General features: G+C 41.4%; 17 protein-coding genes. 8 read left to right on the forward strand and 9 right to left on the reverse strand.

What is annotated here, in order from left to right:
- Positions 1–6: 6 nt before the first annotated feature.
- The 3 genes from FD724_RS04015 to FD724_RS04025 all read right to left on the reverse strand — a co-directional run bounded on the left by FD724_RS04015 (position 7) and on the right by FD724_RS04025 (position 4,415).
- Entirely contained in the window at positions 7–2,256 is a 2,250-nt protein-coding gene (locus FD724_RS04015) for a heavy metal translocating P-type ATPase (protein WP_179071663.1), read from the reverse strand.
- A 193-nt stretch (positions 2,257–2,449) separates the two neighbouring features.
- Complete coding sequence (locus tag FD724_RS04020; RefSeq protein WP_256874444.1) at positions 2,450–3,289, reverse strand: HMA2 domain-containing protein; 840 nt, start codon at positions 3,287–3,289, stop codon at positions 2,450–2,452.
- 37 nt (positions 3,290–3,326) lie between these two features.
- Positions 3,327–4,415 (reverse strand): HMA2 domain-containing protein, encoded by a 1,089-nt coding sequence (locus FD724_RS04025; RefSeq protein ID WP_179071664.1) that lies wholly within the window; start codon positions 4,413–4,415, stop codon positions 3,327–3,329.
- A 439-nt stretch (positions 4,416–4,854) separates the two neighbouring features.
- Here FD724_RS04025 and FD724_RS04030 point away from each other — a divergent pair, with 439 nt between their 5' ends.
- Positions 4,855–5,859, forward strand: coding sequence for an ABC transporter ATP-binding protein (locus FD724_RS04030; RefSeq protein WP_179071665.1), 1,005 nt, complete (start codon positions 4,855–4,857; stop codon positions 5,857–5,859).
- Positions 5,860–6,672 (forward strand): ABC transporter permease, encoded by an 813-nt coding sequence (locus FD724_RS04035; protein ID WP_179071666.1) that lies wholly within the window; start codon positions 5,860–5,862, stop codon positions 6,670–6,672.
- A gap of 35 nt (positions 6,673–6,707) precedes the next feature.
- Here the strand turns inward: FD724_RS04035 and FD724_RS04040 are convergent, their stop codons facing one another.
- Entirely contained in the window at positions 6,708–7,082 is a 375-nt protein-coding gene (locus FD724_RS04040; RefSeq protein WP_114084866.1) for a four helix bundle protein, read from the reverse strand.
- Positions 7,083–7,213: 131 nt separating this feature from the next.
- On the opposite strand from FD724_RS04040, the gene FD724_RS04045 reads away from it, so the two are divergent.
- From FD724_RS04045 to FD724_RS04060, 4 genes are all read left to right on the forward strand, one after another.
- A complete protein-coding gene (locus tag FD724_RS04045) occupies positions 7,214–8,881 on the forward strand; it encodes a Gldg family protein (RefSeq protein ID WP_179075407.1) in 1,668 nt (555 codons plus the stop codon).
- 264 nt (positions 8,882–9,145) lie between these two features.
- Positions 9,146–9,769 carry a DUF4340 domain-containing protein gene (locus FD724_RS04050; protein ID WP_179071667.1) on the forward strand — a complete coding sequence of 208 codons (624 nt, stop codon included), beginning with the start codon at positions 9,146–9,148 and terminating at the stop codon, positions 9,767–9,769.
- 26 nt (positions 9,770–9,795) lie between these two features.
- Positions 9,796–10,650 carry a formyltetrahydrofolate deformylase gene (gene purU, locus FD724_RS04055; RefSeq protein WP_179075408.1) on the forward strand — a complete coding sequence of 285 codons (855 nt, stop codon included), beginning with the start codon at positions 9,796–9,798 and terminating at the stop codon, positions 10,648–10,650.
- A gap of 120 nt (positions 10,651–10,770) precedes the next feature.
- Complete coding sequence (locus FD724_RS04060) at positions 10,771–11,616, forward strand: GNAT family N-acetyltransferase (RefSeq protein WP_179071668.1); 846 nt, start codon at positions 10,771–10,773, stop codon at positions 11,614–11,616.
- 280 nt (positions 11,617–11,896) lie between these two features.
- Here the strand turns inward: FD724_RS04060 and FD724_RS04065 are convergent, their stop codons facing one another.
- The gene (locus FD724_RS04065; protein ID WP_179071669.1) at positions 11,897–13,981 is read right to left on the reverse strand and encodes an AAA family ATPase; all 2,085 of its coding nucleotides are present in this window, start codon (positions 13,979–13,981) and stop codon (positions 11,897–11,899) included.
- Positions 13,982–14,310: 329 nt separating this feature from the next.
- Positions 14,311–15,954, reverse strand: coding sequence for a lipoxygenase family protein (locus FD724_RS04070; protein ID WP_179071670.1), 1,644 nt, complete (start codon positions 15,952–15,954; stop codon positions 14,311–14,313).
- A 324-nt stretch (positions 15,955–16,278) separates the two neighbouring features.
- Here FD724_RS04070 and FD724_RS04075 point away from each other — a divergent pair, with 324 nt between their 5' ends.
- A complete protein-coding gene (locus FD724_RS04075; protein WP_179071671.1) occupies positions 16,279–16,962 on the forward strand; it encodes an ATP-dependent Zn protease in 684 nt (227 codons plus the stop codon).
- Between the two features lie 28 nt (positions 16,963–16,990).
- Here FD724_RS04075 and FD724_RS04080 read toward each other — a convergent pair whose 3' ends face one another.
- Positions 16,991–18,013 carry a diguanylate cyclase gene (locus tag FD724_RS04080; RefSeq protein ID WP_114084875.1) on the reverse strand — a complete coding sequence of 341 codons (1,023 nt, stop codon included), beginning with the start codon at positions 18,011–18,013 and terminating at the stop codon, positions 16,991–16,993.
- Positions 18,014–19,272: 1,259 nt separating this feature from the next.
- On the opposite strand from FD724_RS04080, the gene alaS reads away from it, so the two are divergent.
- Positions 19,273–21,915, forward strand: a complete 2,643-nt coding sequence (gene alaS / locus FD724_RS04085; protein ID WP_179071672.1) for an alanine--tRNA ligase — start codon at positions 19,273–19,275, stop codon at positions 21,913–21,915.
- 159 nt (positions 21,916–22,074) lie between these two features.
- Here the strand turns inward: alaS and FD724_RS04090 are convergent, their stop codons facing one another.
- Together FD724_RS04090 and FD724_RS04095 are read right to left on the reverse strand one after the other, a co-directional pair.
- Positions 22,075–22,743 carry an AIM24 family protein gene (locus tag FD724_RS04090; RefSeq protein WP_179071673.1) on the reverse strand — a complete coding sequence of 223 codons (669 nt, stop codon included), beginning with the start codon at positions 22,741–22,743 and terminating at the stop codon, positions 22,075–22,077.
- Positions 22,744–23,227: 484 nt separating this feature from the next.
- A complete protein-coding gene (locus FD724_RS04095; RefSeq protein ID WP_114084878.1) occupies positions 23,228–24,700 on the reverse strand; it encodes a sensor histidine kinase KdpD in 1,473 nt (490 codons plus the stop codon).
- Positions 24,701–24,839 lie beyond the last annotated feature (139 nt).

The following is a 24,839-nucleotide window of genomic DNA, read 5'->3' on the forward strand; positions in this document are numbered from 1 at the left end:
GTTGCATCATCTTGCCGATGGTAGAGTTTTATTTTGACGACTTTTAAGAATTGGACGCAAACCGTTGACTCCGGCAACTACGGTTGAGCCATTGTTGACTACTGTTGCAGCTAAGGGGTTAAGACCAAAGAAAACGGCGATCGCTAATGCTGCTAAATTAGGAACAGCAACTAGTCCTGTGTTTTGCCGAATCAATTGCTTGGCTTGACGAGCGATCGCGATTGCTTCTAATAAACCATACAAGTCATTCTGCATTAACACTAAGTCTGCTGTCTCGCGGGCAATCTCAGAACTGTTGGCAAAGGAGACGGAAACATCGGCGTAGGCTAAAGCTGGCGAATCGTTGATCCCATCGCCTACAAATGCAACTGTCTTTCCTTGTTCGTGTAGTTGGCGGACAACTGTTGCCTTTTGTTCTGGAAAAGCTTCGGCGTGAGTATGCGTTGGCAAAATACCAAGTTGAGCAGCAACAGCAGTAGCAGTTCGCTTATTATCGCCGGTTAATATGTGAATCTCTACACCTTCGACCGTCGAAAGTGCTGTGATGACTTCCCGGCTTTCGGGACGGAGAACATCACTATATTTAATAATACCTTGAAGTTGCCCGTTGCTGGCTACATAAATTGCTGAATTTGCAGATTTTTGTTGACCATTTAACGCTGCGGTATCAATGCCACTGGAGCGCAAAAAGCGATCGCTCCCAACATAAACTGTCTCTCCATCAATCTGAGCTTGTACGCCTAAACCTAATTGATAGTCCCACTTACTACGCGGCAAAATTTCCACTTGCTCTGCTTCGGCATAGCGAACAATTGCCTCGGCTACTGGATGAGTTAAACGCTGTTCGGCGGCAGCTGCCAATTCCAACACCCGTAATCTTGAGGTTGCTGGATTGAGACTTTCCACACTGACAACATCGACTTCTCCCTTAGTCAGTGTCCCCGTTTTATCAAAAACTATAGTATCAACTTCTGCTAGTTGTTCTAACGCTCGTCCACTACGGATGAGAATCCCCCGTCGGGCAGCATAAGTTAATGCTGCTAAAACGGTTGTCGGGACTGATACTCGAATCCCTGTAGCAAAGTCTAGAGTTAAAACGCTGGCTGTCCGTGAAGGGTTACGGGTTGCGGCAAATACTGCCCCAGCAAGTAACAAAGTTGGCACAACAGCTTTTTGAGCAAATTTCGTGGCATAATTCTCCATCCGCGTATCATGGACAGGCGCTTCTTGCATTAACTTAATGCTCTGTCCGGCGCGGGTATCATTGCCGATCCATTCGGCAACAATATAAATTCGTCCTTCTCGTACCAGCGTTGAGGCGAAAACTGGTTGTCCTTTTTTCTTCAGTACTGGCATCGACTCGCCAGTTAATTTTTGCTCATCTAGCAGGGCTTTACCTCGCAAAATGCTACCATCAACTGGCACTTGTTCGCCAGGGTAAACAATTACTGTATCGCCACGCTGTACATCTTGAATGGGAATTTGCTGCTTTGCGCCATTGCGTTCCACCCAAACAAATTGCCCCAAAGAACTAAGTAAATCTAGAGTTTGTTGAGCAGAAGAACGAGCCGTGCGATCGCGGATATTTTCGCCTACTTCAATTAAACCGAGCATCAGCGATGGTGTGAGAAATTGCCCTTGGAAGGTAGTAATAGCGATCGCCATTAAATCCAAAAAGTCAATATTCAATTTTCGCTCTCCCCTAATACCCTCCCAGGCTCGTTGGACAACAGGTAAAGTAGCCAAAGCGATTGGAAGCACCACTATCAAAGGTGGGATCGGTAATCCTAACGGTCCCCCCAAGACTGCTAAAGTAGTCGCAACGGCGGAGAGTTGTAAACCTGGCCAAGATGCCTCTTTTTCGGTTTCAGATGATGTAGAGTTTTTGAGAACAACTACTTCACTTGCAGCCTGAATCAAATCGTGAAGGTGCGATCGCATCTTCGCATCAGAAACTTTATCAGATTTATAAGTAACTGCAACTGACATTGCCGCAGGCTTGACACGAACATTCTTCACCAGCGCATCTGCTGTTAGCAATATTTCGAGACGCTTGGCATAATCTGCATCACAGCGTAAACGAGGTAGGCGAAATCGCAGCCTTCCCGGAGTTGTATGGACAATGCTGTAGGTAACGTTAGGGAACTCTCTTCGAGAATGTCCATTAGTGTCAGTTAAAGAAGCTTTTCCATTCCCTTCCAACACAGTGAATTGAGATTTTGGAGGTGATGGGAGTTGCAGTGCTACTTTTGCCATTACTTTTCTTTAATCCAAAATTTTTATACTTCAATGAAACCTCTCTCCAAACCTCTCTCCTACGAGGAGAGAGGCTTTGAGTCTTACTCCCCTTCCCTTGAAGGGAAGGGGCTGGGGGTTAGGTCTGTATTCCATGCAATTGGGAACCGCCATATCAACATTTTGGTTATTTGTAATTTGCTGGATTAGTGAGCTAACTTATCGCTGTGGCGGGATCATTGGCAGATTCAATTAAACTTGCTAGATGAGATATTGCTGCTGATAAAAAGCTTTGCACTCGCTTCTGAGAATCCCGCATCATTCCAGTTTTATAGGTAATGACAACTGATCTCGCAGCGCTATTAACTCGCTCACTGGTAACTGTAGAATCTGATTTGAGTAATGTCTCTAACCGTTGGACATACTTTGGATCGGAGGCAATTCGAGGTACACGAAACCGCACTCTTCCGGGAATTGCATGAGCAATGCTATAAGCTACTTTTGCAGGTTTTTTTGGTTGTTTAATTGCAGAATGAGCCGAGGATACCGAATTGCTTTGAGTCTTAGAGACTGACGCATCCGCAGAAGATAAAGAGAATGTTACTGATTTCTGCTTCTGTGGTTGCATTGTTGGCTTTCTATCCTGCCTGTCTTCTGTTGCCACTAACGCTGAGTATGGTTTCAATTGGTTTGCAGTTGCTAGTACCACTTCTGGATTACCAGCCAACTCAATCAAATTAGCCAAATGCGATCGCATATCAACATCTGACATTGTATGAGATTTATAGGTAATGGCAATTGACCCTACCATAGTATTACTGACTTGCCGATCTATGACCAAAGGCTCATTAGCAAGCAAGGCAACAAGACGCTCCACATATTTTGGATCTTCGCTAATCTGAGGGATGCAAAACGCCACTTGTCCAGGAAATGCACAAATAATGCTATGTACTACCCTTGAAGGCGGCGTTGCTGGGTAATTAATCTTGTCTGTGACTGTTCGCTCTGGTTTTTTGTCTAAATCTGCTACCGATTCTAAATTTAAAACAGCCATAATTCCCCTCCAGTATTCCGCAATTTGAAACTGTATATTAGGTTCCCAAGGGTAAGTTCGCCATAATGCCTAACGAGAAAAACATCGCAGGCGGTTTTAAGTTAGTCCACAGGCTGGATAACTCTGAATTTATTTCGCTTGCTGTTGTTGAGTTGATAACTTCAGGAGTCTGACTAATATTTAAACTTGTTTGATGTGACGTTGTTACGTCTGTAATTTGATTCGTCTGACTAACTTCTTGGAGGGGTTGGTTAGCCGTTGTAATTGGCTGCGTTGGTGGGTTTGTCTCCAACGCTAATTCCATCAAACTCACCCAATAAGATAATGGAATCTCACGAGACTGATAAGCGATCGCGATCGATGCTGCATCAAAATTTATTCGCACACTTATAACTTCAGCATCGGTTTTCACTATTCTCTCAAGTCGCCGCCCATAAGCTCGCTCTTGAGCGATTTTTGGCACATGGAAGCGAATACGTCCGCTAATTGCATGGATTACGCTATAGTCAATCTTTGCAGGTGCTGCTACCTCGCTAGCTTTCTCAAGATTATTTGTTAATTTTTCTGGTTGGATAGTAGATTGACGTTCCTCTTTTGATAATTCCGATATCGCAGAACTGGTATTATTACCCTCGTTTTTTTCTGATATCGGAACTTGAGAGCCAAGATAACCAATTACACCACGGGTTGCATCCGCCGCAATCATATAAACTGGAATCGATACCCAGCCATGAATTCCTAACCCTCCTGTTACCGCCAAGCCTGTTATCATCGGAATTAAGGAAACACCCTGCTCTTTCCAAAATAAAGGTGATTTCCAAGCTGCAAAGGGATCGGTCTTGCTTGGTGAATCAGATGAAGCCTGCGGCTGTTGAATCTCAATATCGGATCTTAACGCCAAAATTTCCGGTAATGACAGCTTCTCTTCATCAAAATTAATTACCAAACTGCCCGTTTGCCCATTCACAGCAACTTCCTTCACTCCCTCTAAGGAGCTTAAATCTTGGGCTATGCTGTCTAATATCGAGTTCAAACTACTGTTAGTGCTGCGGAGTCGCACGCGTCCGGTAGTGACATGAACTATTTGCAACCCACCTGGAGGCTGTAACTTCGTTGACTGTGCCATCTTAGTTGCTTTGTTCTGTAGAGATTAAATTAGGAGATACTTTAGCGACAATCAATATTTAATTTTTCACGATTACTAATATCTTTAGTCATTTAACTGATTACCCAATAGCCAAATCAAGTTAATAGGTTAACAATAGATTAAATTTAGCTTAACCCTGGGTATAAAGTATGTGTCTTCAGAATTATTTTTAACAATAATTTTTATGAAAATGATTATCTAAGAAAGACGGACTTCTGAAAGCTTCCACTTCAGCCTTTAGCCAGGTGCGAGTTGTTTACTTTAGACATAATAGAGGTAGATTCTCGCTCCCAGAGTTGAACATAATTGCTGAGTACGCAATTATGCTAATAATTTGTGTTCAAATACAGAAACCAGGGTATTTGGGCATTTCTAAGGGAGTAAAGGCTGAAAGAATTGATATTGTGTATGAGATTTTATGATCGAAGTTGAACATCTGAGTAAAATATACGGTTCCACCCCAGCGATTACTGATGTCACTTTTAGCGTCGAACCTGGGGAGATTTTAGGGCTTCTGGGCCCCAATGGTGCTGGTAAAACTACAACCATGCGGATTCTGGCGGGTTATTTACCGGCAACAAATGGTAATGCGCGGATTGCTGGTTATGATGTCCATGAAAATTCCCTGGCTGTGCGCCAACGAATTGGTTATTTACCCGAAACCCCGCCGTTATATCCAGATATGACTGTGGAGGGATTTTTGCATTTTGTTGCCCAAATTAAGGGAGTACCAGCAGGCGATCGCGCCAAGAAGGTAACAGCCGCCATCAAACGCTGCAACTTAGAAGATAAGCGGCGGGTAATTATTCGCAAACTCTCTAAAGGATATCGCCAACGTGTAGGAATTGCTCAAGCGATCGTCCACGATCCACCAGCGATCATTTTAGATGAACCCACCGTTGGACTCGATCCTCGACAAATAATTGAGGTGCGGAATTTAATTAAAAGCCTCGCTGGGACTCATACAATTATTCTTTCCACGCACATTCTGCCAGAAGTGAGCATGACTTGTAGCCGTGTCGCTATTATTAATCGCGGCAAAGTCGTGGCAACTAATACACCAGAAAACTTGATGACTCAGTTGACAGGTGGTTCCGGGTATGAGTTGGAAATAGAAGGAGAAGCTGCCCTAGCGAAACAGGTATTGCAAAATGTTGCAGGTGTGAGTCTGATCGAATCAATTCCGACCGCCGGAGGTCATCAGCCGCAGACAAATCGCGCTTATCTGCGGGTAATATCGCAACCGGGAAAAGAACCAGGAAAGGATATTGTTGCAACCTTGGTGCGTGCAGGATTCGGTTTACATGAACTGCGGCGAGTTAACGCTACCTTAGAAGATGTGTTTTTGCAACTGACCACAGAAGAAAAGAATTTCGAGACTGAGGTAGACTTAGCAGCAGACAACGAAGGAGAGGCCGCGTAAATGGGTGTAGTGCTGAGTAATATTATTGCCATTTATCGCCGAGAGTTACAGAGTTATTTTGTATCACCTTTGGCTTATGCGATCGCAGGCATATTTTGGTTCATCGCCGGGTTATTTTTCGTGATGATTTTGCTAGGGCCAGATGGCATTTTGTTAGGAGTCGCGGCAATAGATGCACAAGGTCAACAACTAGGAGTACCAACACCACCGATAGATGTCCCCTACGAATTTGTCCGAGCATTTTTGGATCGTATGGGATGGCTATTGTTGTTTATCTTGCCAATACTCTCGATGGGACTTTATGCCGAAGAACGCAAGCGCGGCACTTTAGAACTATTAGCCACGTCACCAATCACCAATTGGGCGGTAGCAGTAGGTAAGTTATTAGGCGTGCTAACATTTTTTACCACAATGGTTGTACCCATGCTAGTGTTTGAAGCGATCGCCATTAGTGGATCAAATCCACCAATGGCGCTTTCAATTCCCTTGTTGGGTCATTTGGGATTAATCTTACTAGCAGCAGCAATATTATCTGTAGGAATGTTTATTTCTTCCTTAACAGACAGCACAATTTTGTCTGCTGTTCTGACATTTGCAGTAATTTTATTATTGTTATTGATTGATTTAATCGCCAAAATTGTCCCTGGCCCAGTGGGTGAAGCTTTAGGTTATTTATCATTGTTGAAACATTACAACACCTTAACTCAAGGGATTTTTGATACCAGCGCCTTAATTTTATTTGCTAGTTACATTTTTTTGGGCATCTTTCTCACCGCTCAATCAATTGATGCACTGCGCTTTCAAAGGCAATAGGCATTTGTCATTTGTCATTTGTCCTTGGTCATTTTTTATTTATCATCTGGGACATTGCCAATTGAGTTTAAATAGGAGTTTAATTTAGGTGCTAGTTCGTTAATGATTGTTTTGATTGAATTTATCTGTTCGGTAGTTAAAAGGTTACGAGTATAAGCCCGTCTTAACCAATGTTGAGTTTCATTCAAAGAGCCTCTCGCTATTTTGATAAAACGTCTATTATCTTGAAAACTACCTCTTCCTACACCTTCTGCTATATTGGCACCAATACTATCTGCCGAACGTACAATCTGTTTACCAATCGTATCTTTTGCAAAAAAATCCCATTTCTCAACAATTTTCCAAATGTCGTCTGCCAACTGTTCTGATAATTGATAAACCTGTAATTCTTGGAAACGCTTTGTTGCCATTCATTCAGTTGTATAGACTTATTTTTATCCACTCAATTTTCGTCGATATATTTTACAATGTCACTATTTTTAGACAAATGACCAATAACAAATGACCAATGACCAATGACAAATGACAAATGACAAATAAGATGAAGATAGTTGCAAAGAAGAAACTGTGGAAATATCTATTTTGGTTGGGCCCGTTCCTAATTGCTGTCGGCTTAACAGTTGGGTTAGTTTCTGAACAGTGGGGACTAATTCCATTAGTATTTCTGATTACGGGAATTGTAATCAGTGGGTTGGGGATAATATGGCAAAGCTATGAGACTAACTGGTGGAAACGCCGTTCTACCCAAGCTGGGACTAATGCTGTAGTAGCAACTCTAGCAGTGTTGGCAATTTTGGGATTGATTAACTTTTTAGGGACTCGCTACCACTTGCGGTCAGACTTAACAGAAAGCCAATTGTTTACCCTTGCGCCCCAGTCACGAGAATTGGTGAGTGTTTTACCACAACCAGTTAAGGTGTGGGTGTTTGATATTAACCAAAACCCTCAAGACCGAGAATTACTAGAAAATTATCAACGGCAAAGCTCAAAATTTAAATATGAGTATATCGACCCCCAAGCCAGACCAGGATTAGCAGAAAAGTTTGGCGTTAAAGATTACGGGGAAGTTTATTTAGAATCTGGCGATAAACGGCAATTAGTACAAACAGTAAATCAAAATGAGCGGTTGTCAGAAATCAGATTAACTAGTCGCCTGCAACAACTAACAAATTCAACCACAGCTAAAGTTTACTTACTCCAAGGTCATGGCGAACGCCAACTTTCGGCTGGTAAAGATGCAATATCACAAGCAGTTCAGGGATTAGGCGACAAAAATTTCACAACATCACCACTGAATTTAGGAGAAACTTCCAAAGTTCCTGAAGATGCGTCTGTTGTGATCGTAGCTGGCCCTAAGCGAGGGCTATTTGAAGGCGAAGTCAAAGCTTTGCAAGAGTATCTTAATCGCGGCGGTAACTTATTGCTGATGATCGATCCTAATACCGATCCCAAACTTAACAGCTTGTTACAAGAGTGGGGTGTTCGTCTGGATAATCGTTTAGCAGTCGATGTCTCTGGCGAAAGCGTCGTGGGACTTGGCCCTGCTGCACCCTTAGTCACAGAATACGGGCAACATCCAATTACCAAAGATTTCGGTAACGGCAATTCTTTTTATCCCATAGCCCGACCACTGGAAATTACCTCTGTGCCTGGTGTTCAGTCTACTCCATTACTAAGAACCAAACCCTATCCCAGTAGCTGGGCAGAAAGCGACCTCCAAAGCGAAAAATTAGAGTTTAATGCAGATAAAGACCTGAAAGGGCCTCTAACCTTGGGCGTAGCCTTAACAAGAAAACAAGCAGCTAAATCTGCTTCAACTCCTCAACCTGCACCGACACCTTCACCCCTACCATCACCAACCACTCAAAGCAAAGCTTCCCCTACTCCCCCTGCTTCCCCTGCTCCCACTCCTTCCCAAACTTCCTCATCGCAAACAGCCACCGAGTCAAGGTTAGTAGTTTTAGGAAATTCTAGTTTCGCCACTGATGGCTTGTTTCAACAGCAATTAAATGGAGATGTATTCCTCAACTCAGTTACTTGGCTGAGTCAACAGGATCAGCAACCTCTTTCCATTCGCCCCAAAGAACCGAAAAACCGTCGGATAACCCTGACAACCACACAAGGCAATCTTTTAATATTGTCATCTCTGTTGGTTTTACCTTTAATTGGGTTTGCGATCGCAGTTATGATCTGGTGGAAACGACGGTAAGAAGTGAGTTAAGAGTAGAAACGCGATTAATCGCGTCTCTACAGGAGTTAGGAGTTATAAATCAATACAGTTCAGTTAAGCATTTCTTTCTTTCTTTCTTTCTTTCTTTCTTTCTTTCTTTCTTTATTTTCTTCCTTCGTGTCCTTCGCGTCCTTCGCGGTTCGTTAAAAAAATTCACTTTGACAAAGAGTAAAGCCTTAACTAAACCGTATTGAGTTATAAAGACTAACCCTTCACCAATGACAAATTAAAAATGACTAAAAAATGAAATTGCCGAGAACGACTTTAATTTTGATACTGCTAGCGCTGGGTTTAGGTGGTTTTGTTTACTTCTCTGAAATTCGGGGTACAACTGTGCGAGAAGAAAGCAATGAGCAAAAGCAGCAAATTTTCTCTTTTAGAGAAGATGATGTGCAATCTCTAACAGTCAAAACAAAAAAACTCACCTTGAATCTAGAACGTAGCCCTGAATCTAGTAATCCCAAGTGGGTAATCAAATCTCCGATATCGGGCCCAGCAAACGACGCTATTGTTTCTTATTTGATGGATTTGTTGGTCAAAGGTAAGAGCGATCGCACCTTATCAACTCCACTAAAAGAGCTTGGGCAATTTGCCTTAGATGAACCCCCAGCAACCATCAATATCACCCTAAAAAACCGACAAAGCCATCAGTTGATTTTAGGTAAATCTAACTTTAACGGACGTTTCTTATATGCTCAAGCTGACCCTACTCCAAAACCCGATGGAAATATAAACGTGCTGTTGGTATCTACAGATTTTGCAAATGCCGTGAATCGGGAATTATCAGAGTGGAAGCAACCTGTAGATAATAGCCAGAAACTTCCTCCGCTCACCATTCCTAAACCGACTCCGACAAACAGCAAATAATTAATTCAAAATCTGGCGATATTATGATGACAAATCCGACAGCAACATTGCTGATTTCCTGCCCAGATCAACGGGGGCTGGTGGCGAAATTTGCAAATTTCATCTATTCTAACGGTGGTAATATTATCCATGCAGACCAGCATACAGACTTTGCTGCTGGCTTATTTCTCACCCGCATTGAATGGCAGCTAGAGGGGTTTAATTTGCCGCGTGAGTTTATTGCCCCAGCTTTTAATGCCATTGCACAACCTCTTGGCGCTAAGTGGGAAATACGTTTTTCTGATACAGTACCACGCATTGCTATTTGGGTAAGTCGGCAAGACCATTGTCTATTTGATTTAATTTGGCGACAACGCGCTAAAGAATTTGTGGCTGAAATCCCTTTAATTATTAGTAATCATGCTAATTTAAAGGTAGTAGCAGAACAATTTAATATTGACTTTCAGCACGTTCCCATCACTAAAGATAATAAATCTGAACAAGAAGCCAAACAACTAGAATTGCTCCGCCAGTACAAAATAGATTTAGTTGTATTGGCAAAATATATGCAGATTGTTAGTGCAGATTTTATTAATCAATTCCCGCAAATTATTAATATTCATCACTCCTTTTTACCAGCTTTTATTGGGGCAAACCCCTATCACCGAGCTTTTGAACGTGGGGTAAAAATTATTGGGGCAACTGCTCATTATGCCACTGCTGATTTAGATGCAGGGCCAATTATTGAACAGGATGTAGTTCGAGTGAGTCACCGTGATGAAGTGGATGATTTGGTGAGAAAAGGCAAAGATTTGGAGAGAGTTGTATTAGCAAGAGCGGTGCGATCGCACTTACAAAATCGTGTATTAGTCTATGGTAATAGAACAGTAGTATTCGAGTGATTGATTTTATATCAGAACGAATATAATCTTACAAGAGATGAGTATAAAAATATTAAGAGTTATCGCTGGGTTTGCAAAAGCGAAGTTAAATAGTTAACAACCTCATAGTGATAAGATATTATGATCCCTGACAACTTCATCGTCCGCACAATGAAAAGGTCGGAAATTGATTTGGCAATTACTTGGGCAGCAAGCGAAGGTTGGAATCCAGGAAAGTATGATGCTGAATCTTTTTATCAAACTGACAAGAACGGTTTTTTATTGGGTGAGTTGAATGGTGAGCCAGTGGGGTGTATTTCTGCTGTTGCTTACGAGCAACACTTTGGCTTTCTAGGTTTTTACGTTGTGAAACCCCAGTTTCGTGGGCAGGGGTTGGGTATGAAAATTTGGAAGACAGCAATCGACTATCTCGGTGCTGATCGTAACATCGGCTTGGATGGTGTAGTAGCTCAACAAGATAACTACAAAAAGTCTGGTTTCCAAATCGCTTATAAGAATATTCGTTATCAAGGGGTGGGTGGCGGTGTTATGCCTGCTGGTATCATCGACCTGAAAACAGTGCCTTTTGAAGAGTTGGTGGCTTACGATTGCCAACTTTTTCCTTCTAAGCGTCCAGTGTTTCTGCGACATTGGATTGAACAGCCAGAAAGTACTGCTTTCGGGTTTCTCAAAAATGGATATCTTGTTGGTTACGGAGTTATCCGGCCTGCCCATACAGGTTTTCGGATTGGGCCACTGTTTGCTAATGACGAACAGATTGCTGAAGCATTATTTCAAGCCTTGCTTGCAGAAAATCCTCATGCTCCAGTATTTTTTGATGTACCCGATGCAAATGTACGAGCAATTAACCTAGTTCAACGTTACCAATTGGAGCCTGTCTTTCAAACTGCTCGGATGTACACTAAAGAAATTCCTAATTTACCTATTGATCGCGTCTTTGCTGTGACAAGTTTGGAACTAGGATAGAAACAGACTAACAATGTGTTTAGACCCCTGAGCGCGTGAATTTTTCTATGAGTCTGCGTGCATCAAATTTAATGACTTTTAAAAGCGTCTTCATGAGTAATCCTCAATTCCCTCGATAGCACTGCTCAATCAAAGATGTACACCCTGATCGAAATGAATACCCTTGAGTTTCCCCAAATTCAAGTGTCCCGGCTATTACAATTCGGCGATCGCAGTAGATAAATTTCTGACAGTGCCGGGAAGAGTTGTAACTTTGGGTTCTGAATTCAATCTTCAAATGTTAATGATCGGCAATTATCCGATCAACAATTTGCTTCATGCCTGCTGGCTGAAAATTCTTATCACGCATACGAGCTAAGATTAAATCTCGAAACCTTTCATAAGGAATACCTCGCCCAAATCTTCCTACAAAGAGCTTTATAATGTCGCGCCCAGGAAAAATTATACGCCAAGTGCCATTTTCAAGAGATGTAGTTGCTTTTAAGCGATATTCTATTTCAAGGTCAGTGAGATGTTTTTCAGAAAGCTCATTTAAAGTCAATTTTTCAATGCGATCATGGCATCGAGCAACTGCTTTTGCAAGTTCAGATCCTACAGATTGGATACTTCGATCAAAACCAAGATCAAGCTTGCTTTTAAGTTGGCGATCTGCGTGCTTAAGCAACTGATGTGTAACCACATTAGTAATTATCTCAGAAGCGAACTCCATAAGCTGTTTATCAATATCTTCCTCCGTCGCAACTTCTTTACGTAAGGCATTTATATCCCGGAGAGCTTGGAAAATGAAATGTGGTTCGAGGAGATAGTTCTCAATATGGTAAACATCCCAACTCATACGATTGGAATTTTCTACCATATCTGACTCATCTGTATCGCGGTCAGTTACGGCGTAAAACTTTGCAGGGATATAACGCCGCGTATTCTCCAATACTTCGTAAAGGTCTGCAACTCGCCTTTTGTTACCACCTGATATAAAGTTGACTGCATTTGAAAATTTTGGGAATAGCTGACTAACCATCCAACAGTCAAACTCAGTATTGCCTCCACCTTCAAAAATTACAATTTTGGCACCTGGGCGATAAGCTGCAAGGTCTCCAACGAGGTCAATAATTATTCGCTCAACATCTTCATTTGCTTTAACTACCGTAGCCTGATTTTTACTGTCAAAATTGTTAGATGGCTGGATATGAAATACCCGGAAGTCATCACGCTCAACTGCTTCTCTGATAAGAGTGTCAGAATGTGTAACTAACCATAACTGATTTCCTAATGGCTTTCCAAGATTCTTGTGATAGAAAGATGCTAGACCACTTATCAGGCGTGGATTTAGGTGAAGTTCTGGTTCGTCCATTAGAAGTACAGAATTTCGAGGAGTCGTGTTCCGTAAACGCAGATAGCCGTAGAGAACTTCCTTCTCACCAGAACTTAGCTCATTTATGTCATGTATGGCACCAGAAGTCGTTCGGACAGGAAATAGGAGCTGTCCATCAGCCTGCGGTTGCGCTCCTAGAAACTCTTTTCCAGGGAAAAAGGTTGTAAACAGTTCTTTTAATGTATTAGTTAGCGTGTCAATTTCGCTACTTGTTGTGCTAATCTCTTTCGCAAGAAGTTGACGAATATAGCCTGAAGCCATTTCTGCCTTCAAGTTTAAATATTTGTTTGTGTAGTTGTAGAGTGTATGTTGCCGCAATTGCTGTTCATTTGACTCAAGACTGAGGTTAATTGCGTTAATTTTTTCACGGGCGTAATTTCGACTAGCTCCATGATAATCAATAATGCCAATGTGCTGAGGCTTATAATTGCCGAATACAAGCTTAAGAATTTCTGATTGTGCTATGTATATATTACTATCAGGCTGTATTATGATATGTCCAACGTGAGAAGTCTGCTTTAAATCCTTAATCAGAGATGGAACTGTCTCTCTACTGAGTTGTTCCATTGCCAAGGATTCTACATTGGTGAATCCCTCCTGCCAATGTTGAAGTGAGGCCCCCTGCCAAATTTGATTTTGTGGGAGATTATTTGCATTTTCTTGTAACAGCTTATTTATCTCATTTAAAAGGTAGTTCTTTTCTTCAAGAGATAGCAAAATCTCTACAACTACTTCTAGTGGCTGATTCTTATCTTGAAACAGAGATAAGATATCCTCTTTTCTACTGCTATTAATTTGGAATTCATTGAACCACTGCTGCAACTCGTTCTGCTGATAACCTCCATAGACTGACTTTAACAGTCGGATTGCATCCAAAACGCATGACTTCCCACAGCCGTTTGGCCCAGCAATAACAACAACCTCGCTCAAGTCTGTAAGCTTAAGACCAGTAATCGCACGAAAATTTTTGATTTCAAGGCTACAAATACGCATTATTTAGATTAAGATTAATCCTACCCACATTCCATTTTAATATATGCCATCTTTTTGAAGTTTGATAGTGAAATAGTAAAAATTAACCACTCTATTCCTCACATAAATAAATTCATCGATAAAGGTTTAGATGGGCTATATCAATCAAACGATACTTTAGATGGAAAAACTAAAATTTCTGATGAAGAAAATCAGAAAGTTTTAGAAAAAATAGTAGAAGCCAGTAGACGCAATATCAGAATCGATGCACGATCATATTACTAAATAAAAACATCTCCAAAAGCGGTCACACTTTTTGGAGATGTCTAATCAACTGCAATGATATTAAGTTACACACTGATGCTATTAGTCACAAGCCGTGGTTTCAGATAGTTGTAATTTATTAAACGACTCTTGTTATTCAACTCAATTTCCCGCTCTGCTTCGTTCAACTCCTGCTGGAATTTAGCTAAAATATCCTGAGCCTCTGGGTCTACAAATTTATCATCATAGTACCCTAATCTGTCATAACGGTAAGCCGACAGGATAAATAAAATCGATAATTGGTCAGCAGTTTGCTTCGATGGTGGTAGAAATGATAATAGACTTTTGTGGTCGGCAATAGTGCCTTCTGCTGTCATTTGTTTATAAGCAGCAAGAGGCATATTTGGCATGAAAGTCATATATTCATATTGTGAATAGTTAACAGCAGCGTGTTGCGGCCCACAAGTGAAGATAACCGCAGTAGCAATATCAACTAATTGGTCTAATGTGTCGATGCGATTGCTAACACCTTTAACTCGTCCGCCTGATTGGGAAACTAATTCCTGCGCCCAACTTTGTAATTCCAAGTCTTCTGCTAAATCTTGGGGAGTTTTGTAGTATATCTGCAAGTATTCAGACACAAACTTTTTAATTGCATTCCACAATAGCAAGCCATCGTCTCGATAGGGATAGTGAGGTAGGTTGTTTGGATCATCCATACCCCGATTTTTTAGTTCAGTAGGTAAGGAAAACTGATCTAAGCTCCATTCTTGATATGCGTTGACGACAATTTGCAATGACTCTTGCAGAGTTCCGGCTAGCAATTCGTCAACAGGCCCACCTCTACTAATTAGGCGCTTACGAGCCAAGTCATTATTAGCCAACATGAAACGGAAGTGGGGTTTTAGCAGTAAGCTAAGGGGATGGTTCTCGGCTAGTTGACGGGCTGTGACAATAGCAAAGGGTTCCATAACAAAGTGAGTTCGACACAGATGGCTACTCATTTCATGATGGTTAGCATCAGCAATTTGAACACAAAGCTTGGCATGAAACCAGGTTAAAGGGTCATCAAAAGGCGTAATTAGCTGGCTCTGTTTGCCATCTGTGGGGTTGATTTGGATAACAATCGGTACTAGTTGACCGCGATCGCTAAAACCAGAACTGCGCCAACAAAAGAAAGCTATAGGGGTTGGTAAATATTTCTTACCTCTTTCATAAGTACCTCCTTTAACAAACGCAAGCGCTCTATAATCAGCTACATATAAATTTCCATTCGCAAGTTTGTCAACTAAGTTAATAGAGTCACCAAACTTTTCTTGCAGTTCTAAAATGGTAAAGGCGAAGCCATCTGGCATCTTTTCAATTCGACGTAAAACAAAAGGATTTGCCCCACAAAGCCGTTGTTCACAAAAAGAGTCATCAGTTTGGTATGTTTTGATAACATTAGGTTTAGGCAAAACTGGAAAATAGTCTTCATAGTCTTGCAATTCATCTAAAGGGTCCCATAAAGAACGGGTTTTAACGGCTAACATATTTATAGGTAGTTCTGCTGTCTCTAATGTGCGTTCAGCAATATACTTAGTTGAAAAGTTTTCTATAGAAGGTACATTTTTTAGCATTGCCATAGGCGTTAAAAAGTCGTAATCAAATTCATACTCTCCTTGGTTTCTCTCTAGCAATATTTTACGTTTTGTAGGGTCAGGATCATTTTGAGGAAGGTATGGTTTCATAACTTTTTGTGCCAATTTCAGGTAAGAACAATAACAGGTAATTTTACCTCTAAAATCTGGATTTTAAATTTTCACATAAAATATTTAACAGCATTTATTTTGGTCTATCTGCAAACGGCATCTATAGGTTTTAAACCGCTTACTATGAATCAGGCTGACTTATTGCTGTTATGCAGAATATCCAATTTTGTAAGATTTCTTCACTGATAGTCAAATTCTCATGGGGAAATTACGTCGTCAAGGGATTTGTAGAGACACATGATACAGAAGGTGTGCGATCGCATCATAATAAAGAAATATTAAGCTGCACTCAGAAAACTCTCAATGAGCCAGACTACCTTAAATTTAGTTGCAATATCTATCTTTCTCATGACCCTATCGGTACTGCTAGGGCCATTCTTGAATTTGTCGCCAGCAGTACCCGCACTTGCAACCTTCGCTATCTTAGGCATAGCTACGTTAGATAGTTTTAGCTTGCAAGGCAAGGGTGGTACTATTTTTTTGGATTGGATTGCTGGTTTTTCAAGTGAACACCGCGATCGCATCGTCCACCACGAAGCAGGGCATTTTTTGGTTGCTTACTTGCTGGGGATTCCCGTTACCGGCTACACACTCAGCGCTTGGGAAGCCTGGAAACAGGGGCAACCTGGGCAAGGCGGTGTTAGCTTTGATGATGGCGAATTAGCTTCTCAATTAGAAGTGGGTAAAATCAGTGCCCAAATGCTAGACCGCTACTGTACTGTTTGGATGGCTGGGATTGCTGCTGAAACCCTAGTTTTTGATAATGCTGAGGGTGGATCTGATGATAAAAGCAAACTGATTGGAGTCTTGACAGTTTTGGGCTTTTCTGAATCAGTTTATCAACAGAAACTGCGGTTTCATGCTCTCCAAGCAAAAACCCTACTACAAGAAAATTGGTCTAGTTACGAAGCTTTAGTTAATGCTATGCGACAAGGCACTTCAGTAGAAGATTGTCATGCTGAGTTAGGAGTGCAGAGGAAAAATTAATGACAAATGACAAATGACAAATGACAAATTATGAAGAAACAACTTTCAAATGTGAAACATGAGATAGGTGGTTCGAGTGCATAACTCGATTACGCCCAGCATTTTTAGCCTGTAAGAGACATTGATCGGCACGATTCAATAGACTTTCTCCTTTTTCATCATCATCAGCTTGCAGACTGGCTGTGCCCAGACTAATGGTGATATTAATTGTCAGTTTATTATTGAGTGCAAATGGTTCATCGCTAACTATGCGATTAAGACGACGGGCTACTAATATTGCTTCCTCATCGGTAGTGTTAGCCAGAAGAATCACAAATTCTTCGCCACCATAGCGAAATGCTGTGTCTTGACAGCGCAGATTGTGTCGCAAACGCTGACATAATATTTGCAAAATGCGATCGCCTACTAAATGCCCGTGAGTATCGTTAACTTTCTTGAAATGATCTACATCCAGAATAATCAAACTCAGGGAAGTTTTTTGAGTTCTCGCTCTTTGAATTTGTCTCGGTAAGTCCCATTCTAAAGCACGACGATTATTTAATTCTGTCAACGAATCGGCTAAGGCGATCGCAGATAACATATCATTTGTCCGAATCAAATCTCGATATTTTTGTGCTTTTCGCAAGCCAACAGTCAATTGAGCAAGTATTAATCCATGATTGGCAGTCAACTCTGCTAAATTATGGTCTGTTTTTTCATCAATAAGATGCCAAATATAAGCATCGGCTCCTTGTTTTAGAGCCGCAGCACTCATCTCTAATTCTCTGTGCCAACCTTTATTTCTATCAATAAGCTGCTGGAAACGATCCTCGAATAAAATACAATATATCCAGGATAGTTTTGTCTGCTCTTTCAACCAATTGCACAGTTCCATACTGCCATCCAAGCTAGCCTGCACAAGTATTATATCGGGGGGCGCTATTTTAATCCGCGACACTGCTTGATTCAGATTGTCTATAACTTCTACACTAAAAGCAGCCGCATAACGGATCTGATCTGGAAGTGTGGCGATAAAATTATTTTTTCCAAAGACCAGAATAGAAATATTCATTGCTCTATTTTTTATCCTATTTAAATTTTAAAGACATTAAGTTGAATAATTTACTAGTATCGTTGCCTAATACTAAATATCATCTTTTAGGCTGAGTTAGATTTCTGGTTATATACTTTTTTTTTACGAAAAATCCACAATATTTTTCCAAATCTGATCTCCTTTTAAGAATTTATATTTACTTCTAGCATTTCTGAAATATTCACTTCTGACAACTAATGTCTTCTTTACACTATGTTTTTCAAACAGTAAAAATACTGAATAATATTTAGACGTATCAAGCCTATTCATGTGCTTTCTTAAGTGTTGTTTTGCTGATTAAATTACAAAAATGAATAGCTCTGAATAAACTCCACATTAGACAAATTAATTTCTTTTTATGGAGAAAAATTAAGAAATTATAAAGTTTTTTGATTCAACGATCAAAATTTAAATTAGATCGTTGAATTAAAAATTTTATTTCTCATGGGTGACTTCAGCCTTTTGGTTTATAACCAAGGCTTTAATCAAGTATTAAGATAAGACTGAAATTGCAAAAACAATGCGAACTAAATAGACAGCAAAACTCCCTCCTGCTATGGACAGGAGCTTTCTGGCACTAATAAGCTCTAGAATTACAGAGCGAATTTATCAGGTGAAAAATACCCAAATTAAGTGAGACGTGAAACTTGTGTTTACAATGCGTTAGCAGGATAAACAAAATGTTTCTGCCTATGCACTTTATCTGTGTTTCTTTGCTTAACTCACATCTTTTATTTAACTGGTTGTTTAATTGATTGCAACATCATAAAATCTCGAAAAAAAAGCTAAATAAAAAGTTTGATGTCAAAACCTGCCCCTAATACGGGTAAATTAGTTAAATTTTGCCCTTAGCAAGGCAAGCAATATTTGATACTTTCAGTTTTAGTGCCATTTGCTACCCTAGTATGGGAATTTTAAACTATTTCTTAAGGATTAATCTTAAAGACTTAAGGATTAGCCTTAAAGGCTTAAGGATTAATCTTAAAGACTTAAGGATTAATCTTAAAGACCAAAATTACGATGTCTAGGACGGCCGCAGATGCAGCACATCCTATCAGAGTCAGATAATGTGGGTCTAAAAGCATCCTCATCACTGCGTATAGCTCACAGACTTGTACAATTTGCTGGCGGTAATATGAAACAAAATGCAAGAATATATAAAGCTATTTATGAAAATACACTTACCCAGTGCCGCTACGCCCAAGTCTAGAGTCTAAAGTCTCAAGTTAAAAACACCTATGTCTTCAAATCCCCAGTACCTAAGCGGTAACGAAATTCGCAACACATTCCTCAACTTCTTTGCCCAACGGAGTCACCAAATCCTCCCAAGTGCGTCTCTCGTGCCAGAAGATCCAACCGTACTGCTGACGATCGCGGGGATGCTACCATTTAAGCCGATATTCTTGGGGCAGAGGACACCAGAATTTAAGCGGGCTACAACTTCACAAAAGTGTATCCGTACCAACGACATCGAAAATGTCGGACGCACTAAACGGCATCACACCTTTTTTGAGATGCTGGGTAATTTCAGCTTTGGTGATTATTTTAAAGAGCAAGCGATCGCTTGGGGCTGGGAAATCTCTACGCAAGTCTTTGGCTTTTCTCCCCAAAATCTGGTTGTCAGCGTTTTTGAAGATGATGATGAAGCCTTTGCTATCTGGCGCGATCAAATCGGTGTGCCGGTAGCCAGAATTAAACGCTTGGGCGAAGATGATAACTTTTGGGTATCTGGCCCGACTGGCCCTTGTGGCCCTTGTTCAGAAATATATTACGACTTCCACCCAGAACGCGGTGACGAAAATATCGATTTAGAAGACGATTCCCGGTTCATCGAGTTTTACAACCTCGTGTTCATGCAATATAACCGAGATGTTTCAGGCAACTTAACGCCACTGCAAAACAAAAACATCGACACGGGTATGGGTTTGGAGAGAATGGCGCAAATCCTCCAAAAAGTGCCCAATAACTACGAAACTGACCTGATTTTCCCAATTATTCAAACAGCCGCTCAAATTGCTGCCATTGACTACCATAGCAGTGATGAAAAAACTAAAGTCTCCCTAAAAGTCATTGGCGATCACGTTCGTTCTGTTGTCCACATGATCGCTGATGAAATTCGCGCTTCCAATGTGGGAAGGGGTTATGTACTGCGGCGATTAATTCGGCGGGTGGTGCGTCATGGGCGATTAATTGGGATTTCTGGTGAATTTACTACCCAAGTTGCTGAAACTGCGATCGCTCTTTCCGAATCAGCTTACCCCAATGTGCGCCAACGGGAAGCAGCAATTAAAGCTGAGTTGCAACGAGAAGAATCAAATTTCCTCAGAACTCTCGATAGAGGCGAAAAACTCTTAGAAGAAATTATCCAAGAGGTGAAACAGCAAGGAAACACTCAAATTAGTGGTGAAAGTGCATTTACCCTTTATGACACCTACGGATTTCCCCTCGAACTTACTCAAGAAGTTGCCGAAGAAAATAATCTCACAGTTGATGCTGAGGGATTTGAGGCACAAATGGAAATTCAAAAAGGACGTGGTAGAGATGCACATGAAACCATCGATTTAACTGTCCAAGGTTCCCTCGACAAGCTAGCAGAACACATCCAAGTCACCGAGTTTTTAGGCTACACCCAATCGGCGGCGACGGCAATAGTCGAAGCGATTTTGTTAGAAGGTGTTTCTCAAGAAGAAGCAGAAGCAGGGACACAGGTACAAATAGTCCTTGATAAAACGCCATTTTATGCTGAATCTGGCGGACAAATTGGCGATCGCGGTTATATCTCTGGTGATGGTATTGTTGTTCGGGTGGAAGACGTTAAAAAAGAATCTGATTTCTTTGTTCACTTCGGACGCATCGAACGCGGTACACTGCGCGTAGGCGATCGCGTCACCGCCCAAATTGATCCGGCTTGTCGCCGTCGCGCCCAAGCTAACCATACCGCAACGCACCTGTTGCAAGCGGCGTTGAAAAAAATTGTTGATGATGGCATATCTCAAGCAGGTTCCCTAGTTTCCTTTGACAGATTGCGCTTTGACTTCAACTGTCCCCGCGCGTTGACAGCAGAAGAAGTGCAACAAATTGAAGAACAGGTGAACACTTGGATTGCAGAAGCACACGCTGCAAAGGTGGAAGTCTTACCTTTAGCCGAGGCGAAAGCTAAGGGTGCCGTTGCCATGTTCGGCGAGAAATACGGCGATGAAGTGCGAGTGATTGACTTCCCTAGCGTATCAATGGAACTCTGCGGTGGCACTCATGTGAGTAATACGGCTGAAATTGGCGTGTTTAAGATTATCTCGGAAGCTGGCGTGGCTTCTGGGGTGCGGCGCATTGAAGCTGTTTCAGGGCCAGCAATCCTAGATTATCTCAACCTGCGGGATAAAGTAGTTAAAGATTTGAGCGATCGCTTTAAAGTTAAACCTGAAGAAGTACCAGACAGAATCACAAGTCTGCAAAGCGAACTGAAAAATAGCCAGAAGGAATTGGAAACCTTGAAGGTACAATTAGCGATCGCTAAATCTGACAGCTTGCTACAAACAGCCGAAACTGTAGGCGATCATAAAATTATCGTTGCCCAATTAGAAAATGTCGATCCAGAATCATTGAAAACCGCAGCCGAACGACTGTTACAAAAAATCGGTAACGGTGCAGTGGTGCTAGGTTCTGTTCCCGAAGCCGATAAAGTTAGCATAGTTGCAGCTTTTAGCCCAGAAGTCAACAAAAAAGGTTTACAGGCTGGTAAATTTGTCAGTGCGATCGCTAAAATCTGCGGCGGCGGCGGCGGCGGAAGACCAAACTTAGCCCAAGCTGGCGGACGCGATGCGAGTAAATTACCAGATGCGTTGGGACAAGCAGAAAGTGATTTAAAGTCCGCATTGGCTTAACCCACATCTGAACAATCCCCAGTTCGTTGCTATTAGCTTTGGAGTTATATAGCAATACTAAATCATTCGTGAAAAATTAGATCCCCGACTTCTTTGAGAAGTCGGGGATCTGGACATCAATCTTTAAGCGGACATGATATAACTGATAACTAATGATTATTAGCTAGAAGTTTTTGGTAGCGCGGCAGTAATTTGCCGAATCATCATGACTTTCCAATAAGGTATGGGAGCAAGCAATACAGTCCCAGTTCCCTCAAAAGTATTGACGAGAAATTCACCAGAAGTCATCGAACCTAAAAGAGATTTAGTAGCTTTTTCAACACGATAATTTAAAGTATTTGTGCGAGCGATCGCAAAATTTCCATCAACAACTAATCGGTCATTTTGTAAATTTATTACTTCTACAGGGCCTTGTGCTACCATTACCACTTTACCCCTACCTTTGACTTTTGTTTGAAACAAACCCTCGCCACCAATTAAGCCTGATACGAATTTGTTTCGTTCAATTCCTACTTCTATACTGCTATCGCTAGCCCAATAAGCGCCACTATCTAAAATCCATTCACTACCGTCTAATTCTAGAATGTGATATCCCGCTAAAGACGGCTCTAAATATAATTCACCCGTACCTGTATATGTAGGACGGAAAATGTTTTCTCCCGTGGCTAATGATTTTAAAAACCCACCTGCTGAAGGGGCTTTAGATTGCATCTGAATATTGCCACGAATATAGTACATAGCACCAGATTCAGTGCGTACTGTTTCATTTTGCAAAGTGACCTTGACTAAATGCAAACCCTCTTTTTCGATTATTTCAAAATGTGCCATAATTCTCCTATTGGTTTTTACACAAATGTGTACTTGGCTGTTAGCCAGAATTTATATCCATTTTTGGCATCTATTTTTACAAATGGCAAGTCAGAGGAATTTAATTCCTGTTTAATTTCATGTAAGTTAAATGAGTGATATTGTGTCCGCAATAAATTCTCAGACAAGCCTTTTGAAGGTAACTCGTAAAATCTCTGCTTTCCTCTATGCAGCTTAAAAGTGATTTATCGAACCACAGAGGCAAGGCAGCACGGTCTTCTCTACGAGACGCTGCGCGATGGGGGTTTCCTCTATGAGCGACTGCCGCGCAGAGAACACAGAGAGAAGAGGAATTATTACCCAAAGATTTTATCCACATTTAAAGGGGTAATTAGTCGAATAAAAAACTTTGCCTTAAACTAAAGTTCAAGGCAGGGAGAGGTTTCTTTAATTGACGTTAATTTAGAGTGAATATTTATAATTTAAAAAAATAGTTGATGAATATTCACTCCCAAGTTTTAGCTCCAGATTTATGTTTATTACTAACTTCTAAGGGAAGGAAAATCGTCAAAACTTCCCCATAGTGTGGACGCTGACGCACAATCAATTTACCGCCGATCGCTTGAAATAAATGCTTGGTTGCAGCAATATTTAAACTAATCGTACCTGTTTCTGGTTGGAACATCAGCAATTGACCAAGGGCTTTGCGAATTGGTGGCGTTGCAGGTGTTGCAGCTTTACTGGAATCTTTGCACCCAAATTGGGGCGATAATTGTAACTTCAGTTGATCTCCAGCCGGAATAACTTGCACTTGAATATGGCTACCAGAAGGTAAGCTGCGAGTGAAATTCTCTATCAAACCGGTGAGTACCTGATCAAGCATCATGGGATTACTTACCACAGTTGGTAGTTGCTGGGGTAAAACAACATTTAAAGTTAAGTTCCGGCGATGCGCTGCTTGTTCCCACCGAGGAATGCTCTGCTGCAACACTTGATCTAAAGACATCGGTGTGAGTTGAGTTTTTGGACATTTTGTAGAGGCAGTAGTTTCTAATTCTGCTGCCTTAAACAGCAACTCCATGCGATCAATTTGCTCAGTACACTCGTGATCAATAATTTTTAAGCGATTGATTACACTAGCATCTAAATCTCGCCGCTTCAGCAGTAGACGAGTCATGGTGCGAATAGTTGTTAAAGGTGTGCGAACTTCGTGAGCGAAGGCTTGGAGCAGTTCGACATCAGGATTTGGGGATTGGGGATTGGGAATTGGGAATTGGGAATTGGTATTTTTCCCCCTGCTCCCTGCTCCTTGCTCCCCTGCTTCTTCCCCAGTCTCTTCTGCTTCCGTTAATTCCTGAAGCAACAACTGACTAAACTGAATCATGATGCGGCAATCTGGCGCTACCGGAGAATATTGTTGTACTAATACATCCAGGCGGGCAAAAAATTCTGGATTAGCCAGCATTACTCTCGCACCTAGCGATCGCCAAGCTTGCTCTACTACTTCCGGCTCAAAAGAAAATGAAAAGGTTTTTTTACCGTTTTTGTGGGTTGCTAAAACCAGTACTAATCTAAATTTATCTGTAAAAACTAAGCAAAACTGCTCTGTCCCCAGAGGATCGGCAGGTAATAAGGGAAGTACCGATTCATGAGGAGCGATTTCTTCATCTATGGGTGCGATGACATCTGGCATCTGAAATGGCATCAGTGCCAAGGGATTAAATGGTTTTGCTGTGAAAGTTACTGTTTGTAAGTTTTGAGTCAGTTTTGGCTGACTGAATAAGGGTGCAGGTGCAGCTAAAACTAATCCTTGGATTGTGTCAACTGGATTAGCTGCTAAAGTATTTAATAGCAAATGTTCAGTTGCTGCGAGGCTGACACGCCACTGCCGCTCTGCTTTACCAGGTGAACATTCAGCCACACTTGATTGATTTTGGGCCAAGATTTCGCTCAGACTTGGCAATATCCATTCGTACACAGGCTTTCACCCCTTAATTCAAGAGCGACTAACAGCGTCTAAGGTAGACATTTCGCTACTACTTACGAGGTTATAACCATTTGTGTACTGTTGAAAGTGGTAGAACCGAACAATTCGGGCGCAATTTCCCCTATGTAGC

The sequence above is a fragment of the Nostoc sp. C057 genome (assembly GCF_013393925.1).
Classification (GTDB): domain Bacteria; phylum Cyanobacteriota; class Cyanobacteriia; order Cyanobacteriales; family Nostocaceae; genus Nostoc; species Nostoc muscorum_A.

What these genes read in the sequence shown, in the direction of transcription:
- FD724_RS04015 (WP_179071663.1), bottom strand. Translation starts at nt 2,256, where the DNA reads ATGGCAAAAGTAGCACTGCAACTCCCATCACCTCCAAAATCTCAATTC.
- FD724_RS04020 (WP_256874444.1), bottom strand. Translation starts at nt 3,289, where the DNA reads ATGGCTGTTTTAAATTTAGAATCGGTAGCAGATTTAGACAAAAAACCA.
- FD724_RS04025 (WP_179071664.1), bottom strand. Translation starts at nt 4,415, where the DNA reads ATGGCACAGTCAACGAAGTTACAGCCTCCAGGTGGGTTGCAAATAGTT.
- FD724_RS04030 (WP_179071665.1), top strand. Translation starts at nt 4,855, where the DNA reads ATGATCGAAGTTGAACATCTGAGTAAAATATACGGTTCCACCCCAGCG.
- FD724_RS04035 (WP_179071666.1), top strand. Translation starts at nt 5,860, where the DNA reads ATGGGTGTAGTGCTGAGTAATATTATTGCCATTTATCGCCGAGAGTTA.
- FD724_RS04040 (WP_114084866.1), bottom strand. Translation starts at nt 7,082, where the DNA reads ATGGCAACAAAGCGTTTCCAAGAATTACAGGTTTATCAATTATCAGAA.
- FD724_RS04045 (WP_179075407.1), top strand. Translation starts at nt 7,214, where the DNA reads ATGAAGATAGTTGCAAAGAAGAAACTGTGGAAATATCTATTTTGGTTG.
- FD724_RS04050 (WP_179071667.1), top strand. Translation starts at nt 9,146, where the DNA reads ATGAAATTGCCGAGAACGACTTTAATTTTGATACTGCTAGCGCTGGGT.
- purU (WP_179075408.1), top strand. Translation starts at nt 9,796, where the DNA reads ATGACAAATCCGACAGCAACATTGCTGATTTCCTGCCCAGATCAACGG.
- FD724_RS04060 (WP_179071668.1), top strand. Translation starts at nt 10,771, where the DNA reads ATGATCCCTGACAACTTCATCGTCCGCACAATGAAAAGGTCGGAAATT.
- FD724_RS04065 (WP_179071669.1), bottom strand. Translation starts at nt 13,981, where the DNA reads ATGCGTATTTGTAGCCTTGAAATCAAAAATTTTCGTGCGATTACTGGT.
- FD724_RS04070 (WP_179071670.1), bottom strand. Translation starts at nt 15,954, where the DNA reads ATGAAACCATACCTTCCTCAAAATGATCCTGACCCTACAAAACGTAAA.
- FD724_RS04075 (WP_179071671.1), top strand. Translation starts at nt 16,279, where the DNA reads ATGAGCCAGACTACCTTAAATTTAGTTGCAATATCTATCTTTCTCATG.
- FD724_RS04080 (WP_114084875.1), bottom strand. Translation starts at nt 18,013, where the DNA reads ATGAATATTTCTATTCTGGTCTTTGGAAAAAATAATTTTATCGCCACA.
- alaS (WP_179071672.1), top strand. Translation starts at nt 19,273, where the DNA reads ATGTCTTCAAATCCCCAGTACCTAAGCGGTAACGAAATTCGCAACACA.
- FD724_RS04090 (WP_179071673.1), bottom strand. Translation starts at nt 22,743, where the DNA reads ATGGCACATTTTGAAATAATCGAAAAAGAGGGTTTGCATTTAGTCAAG.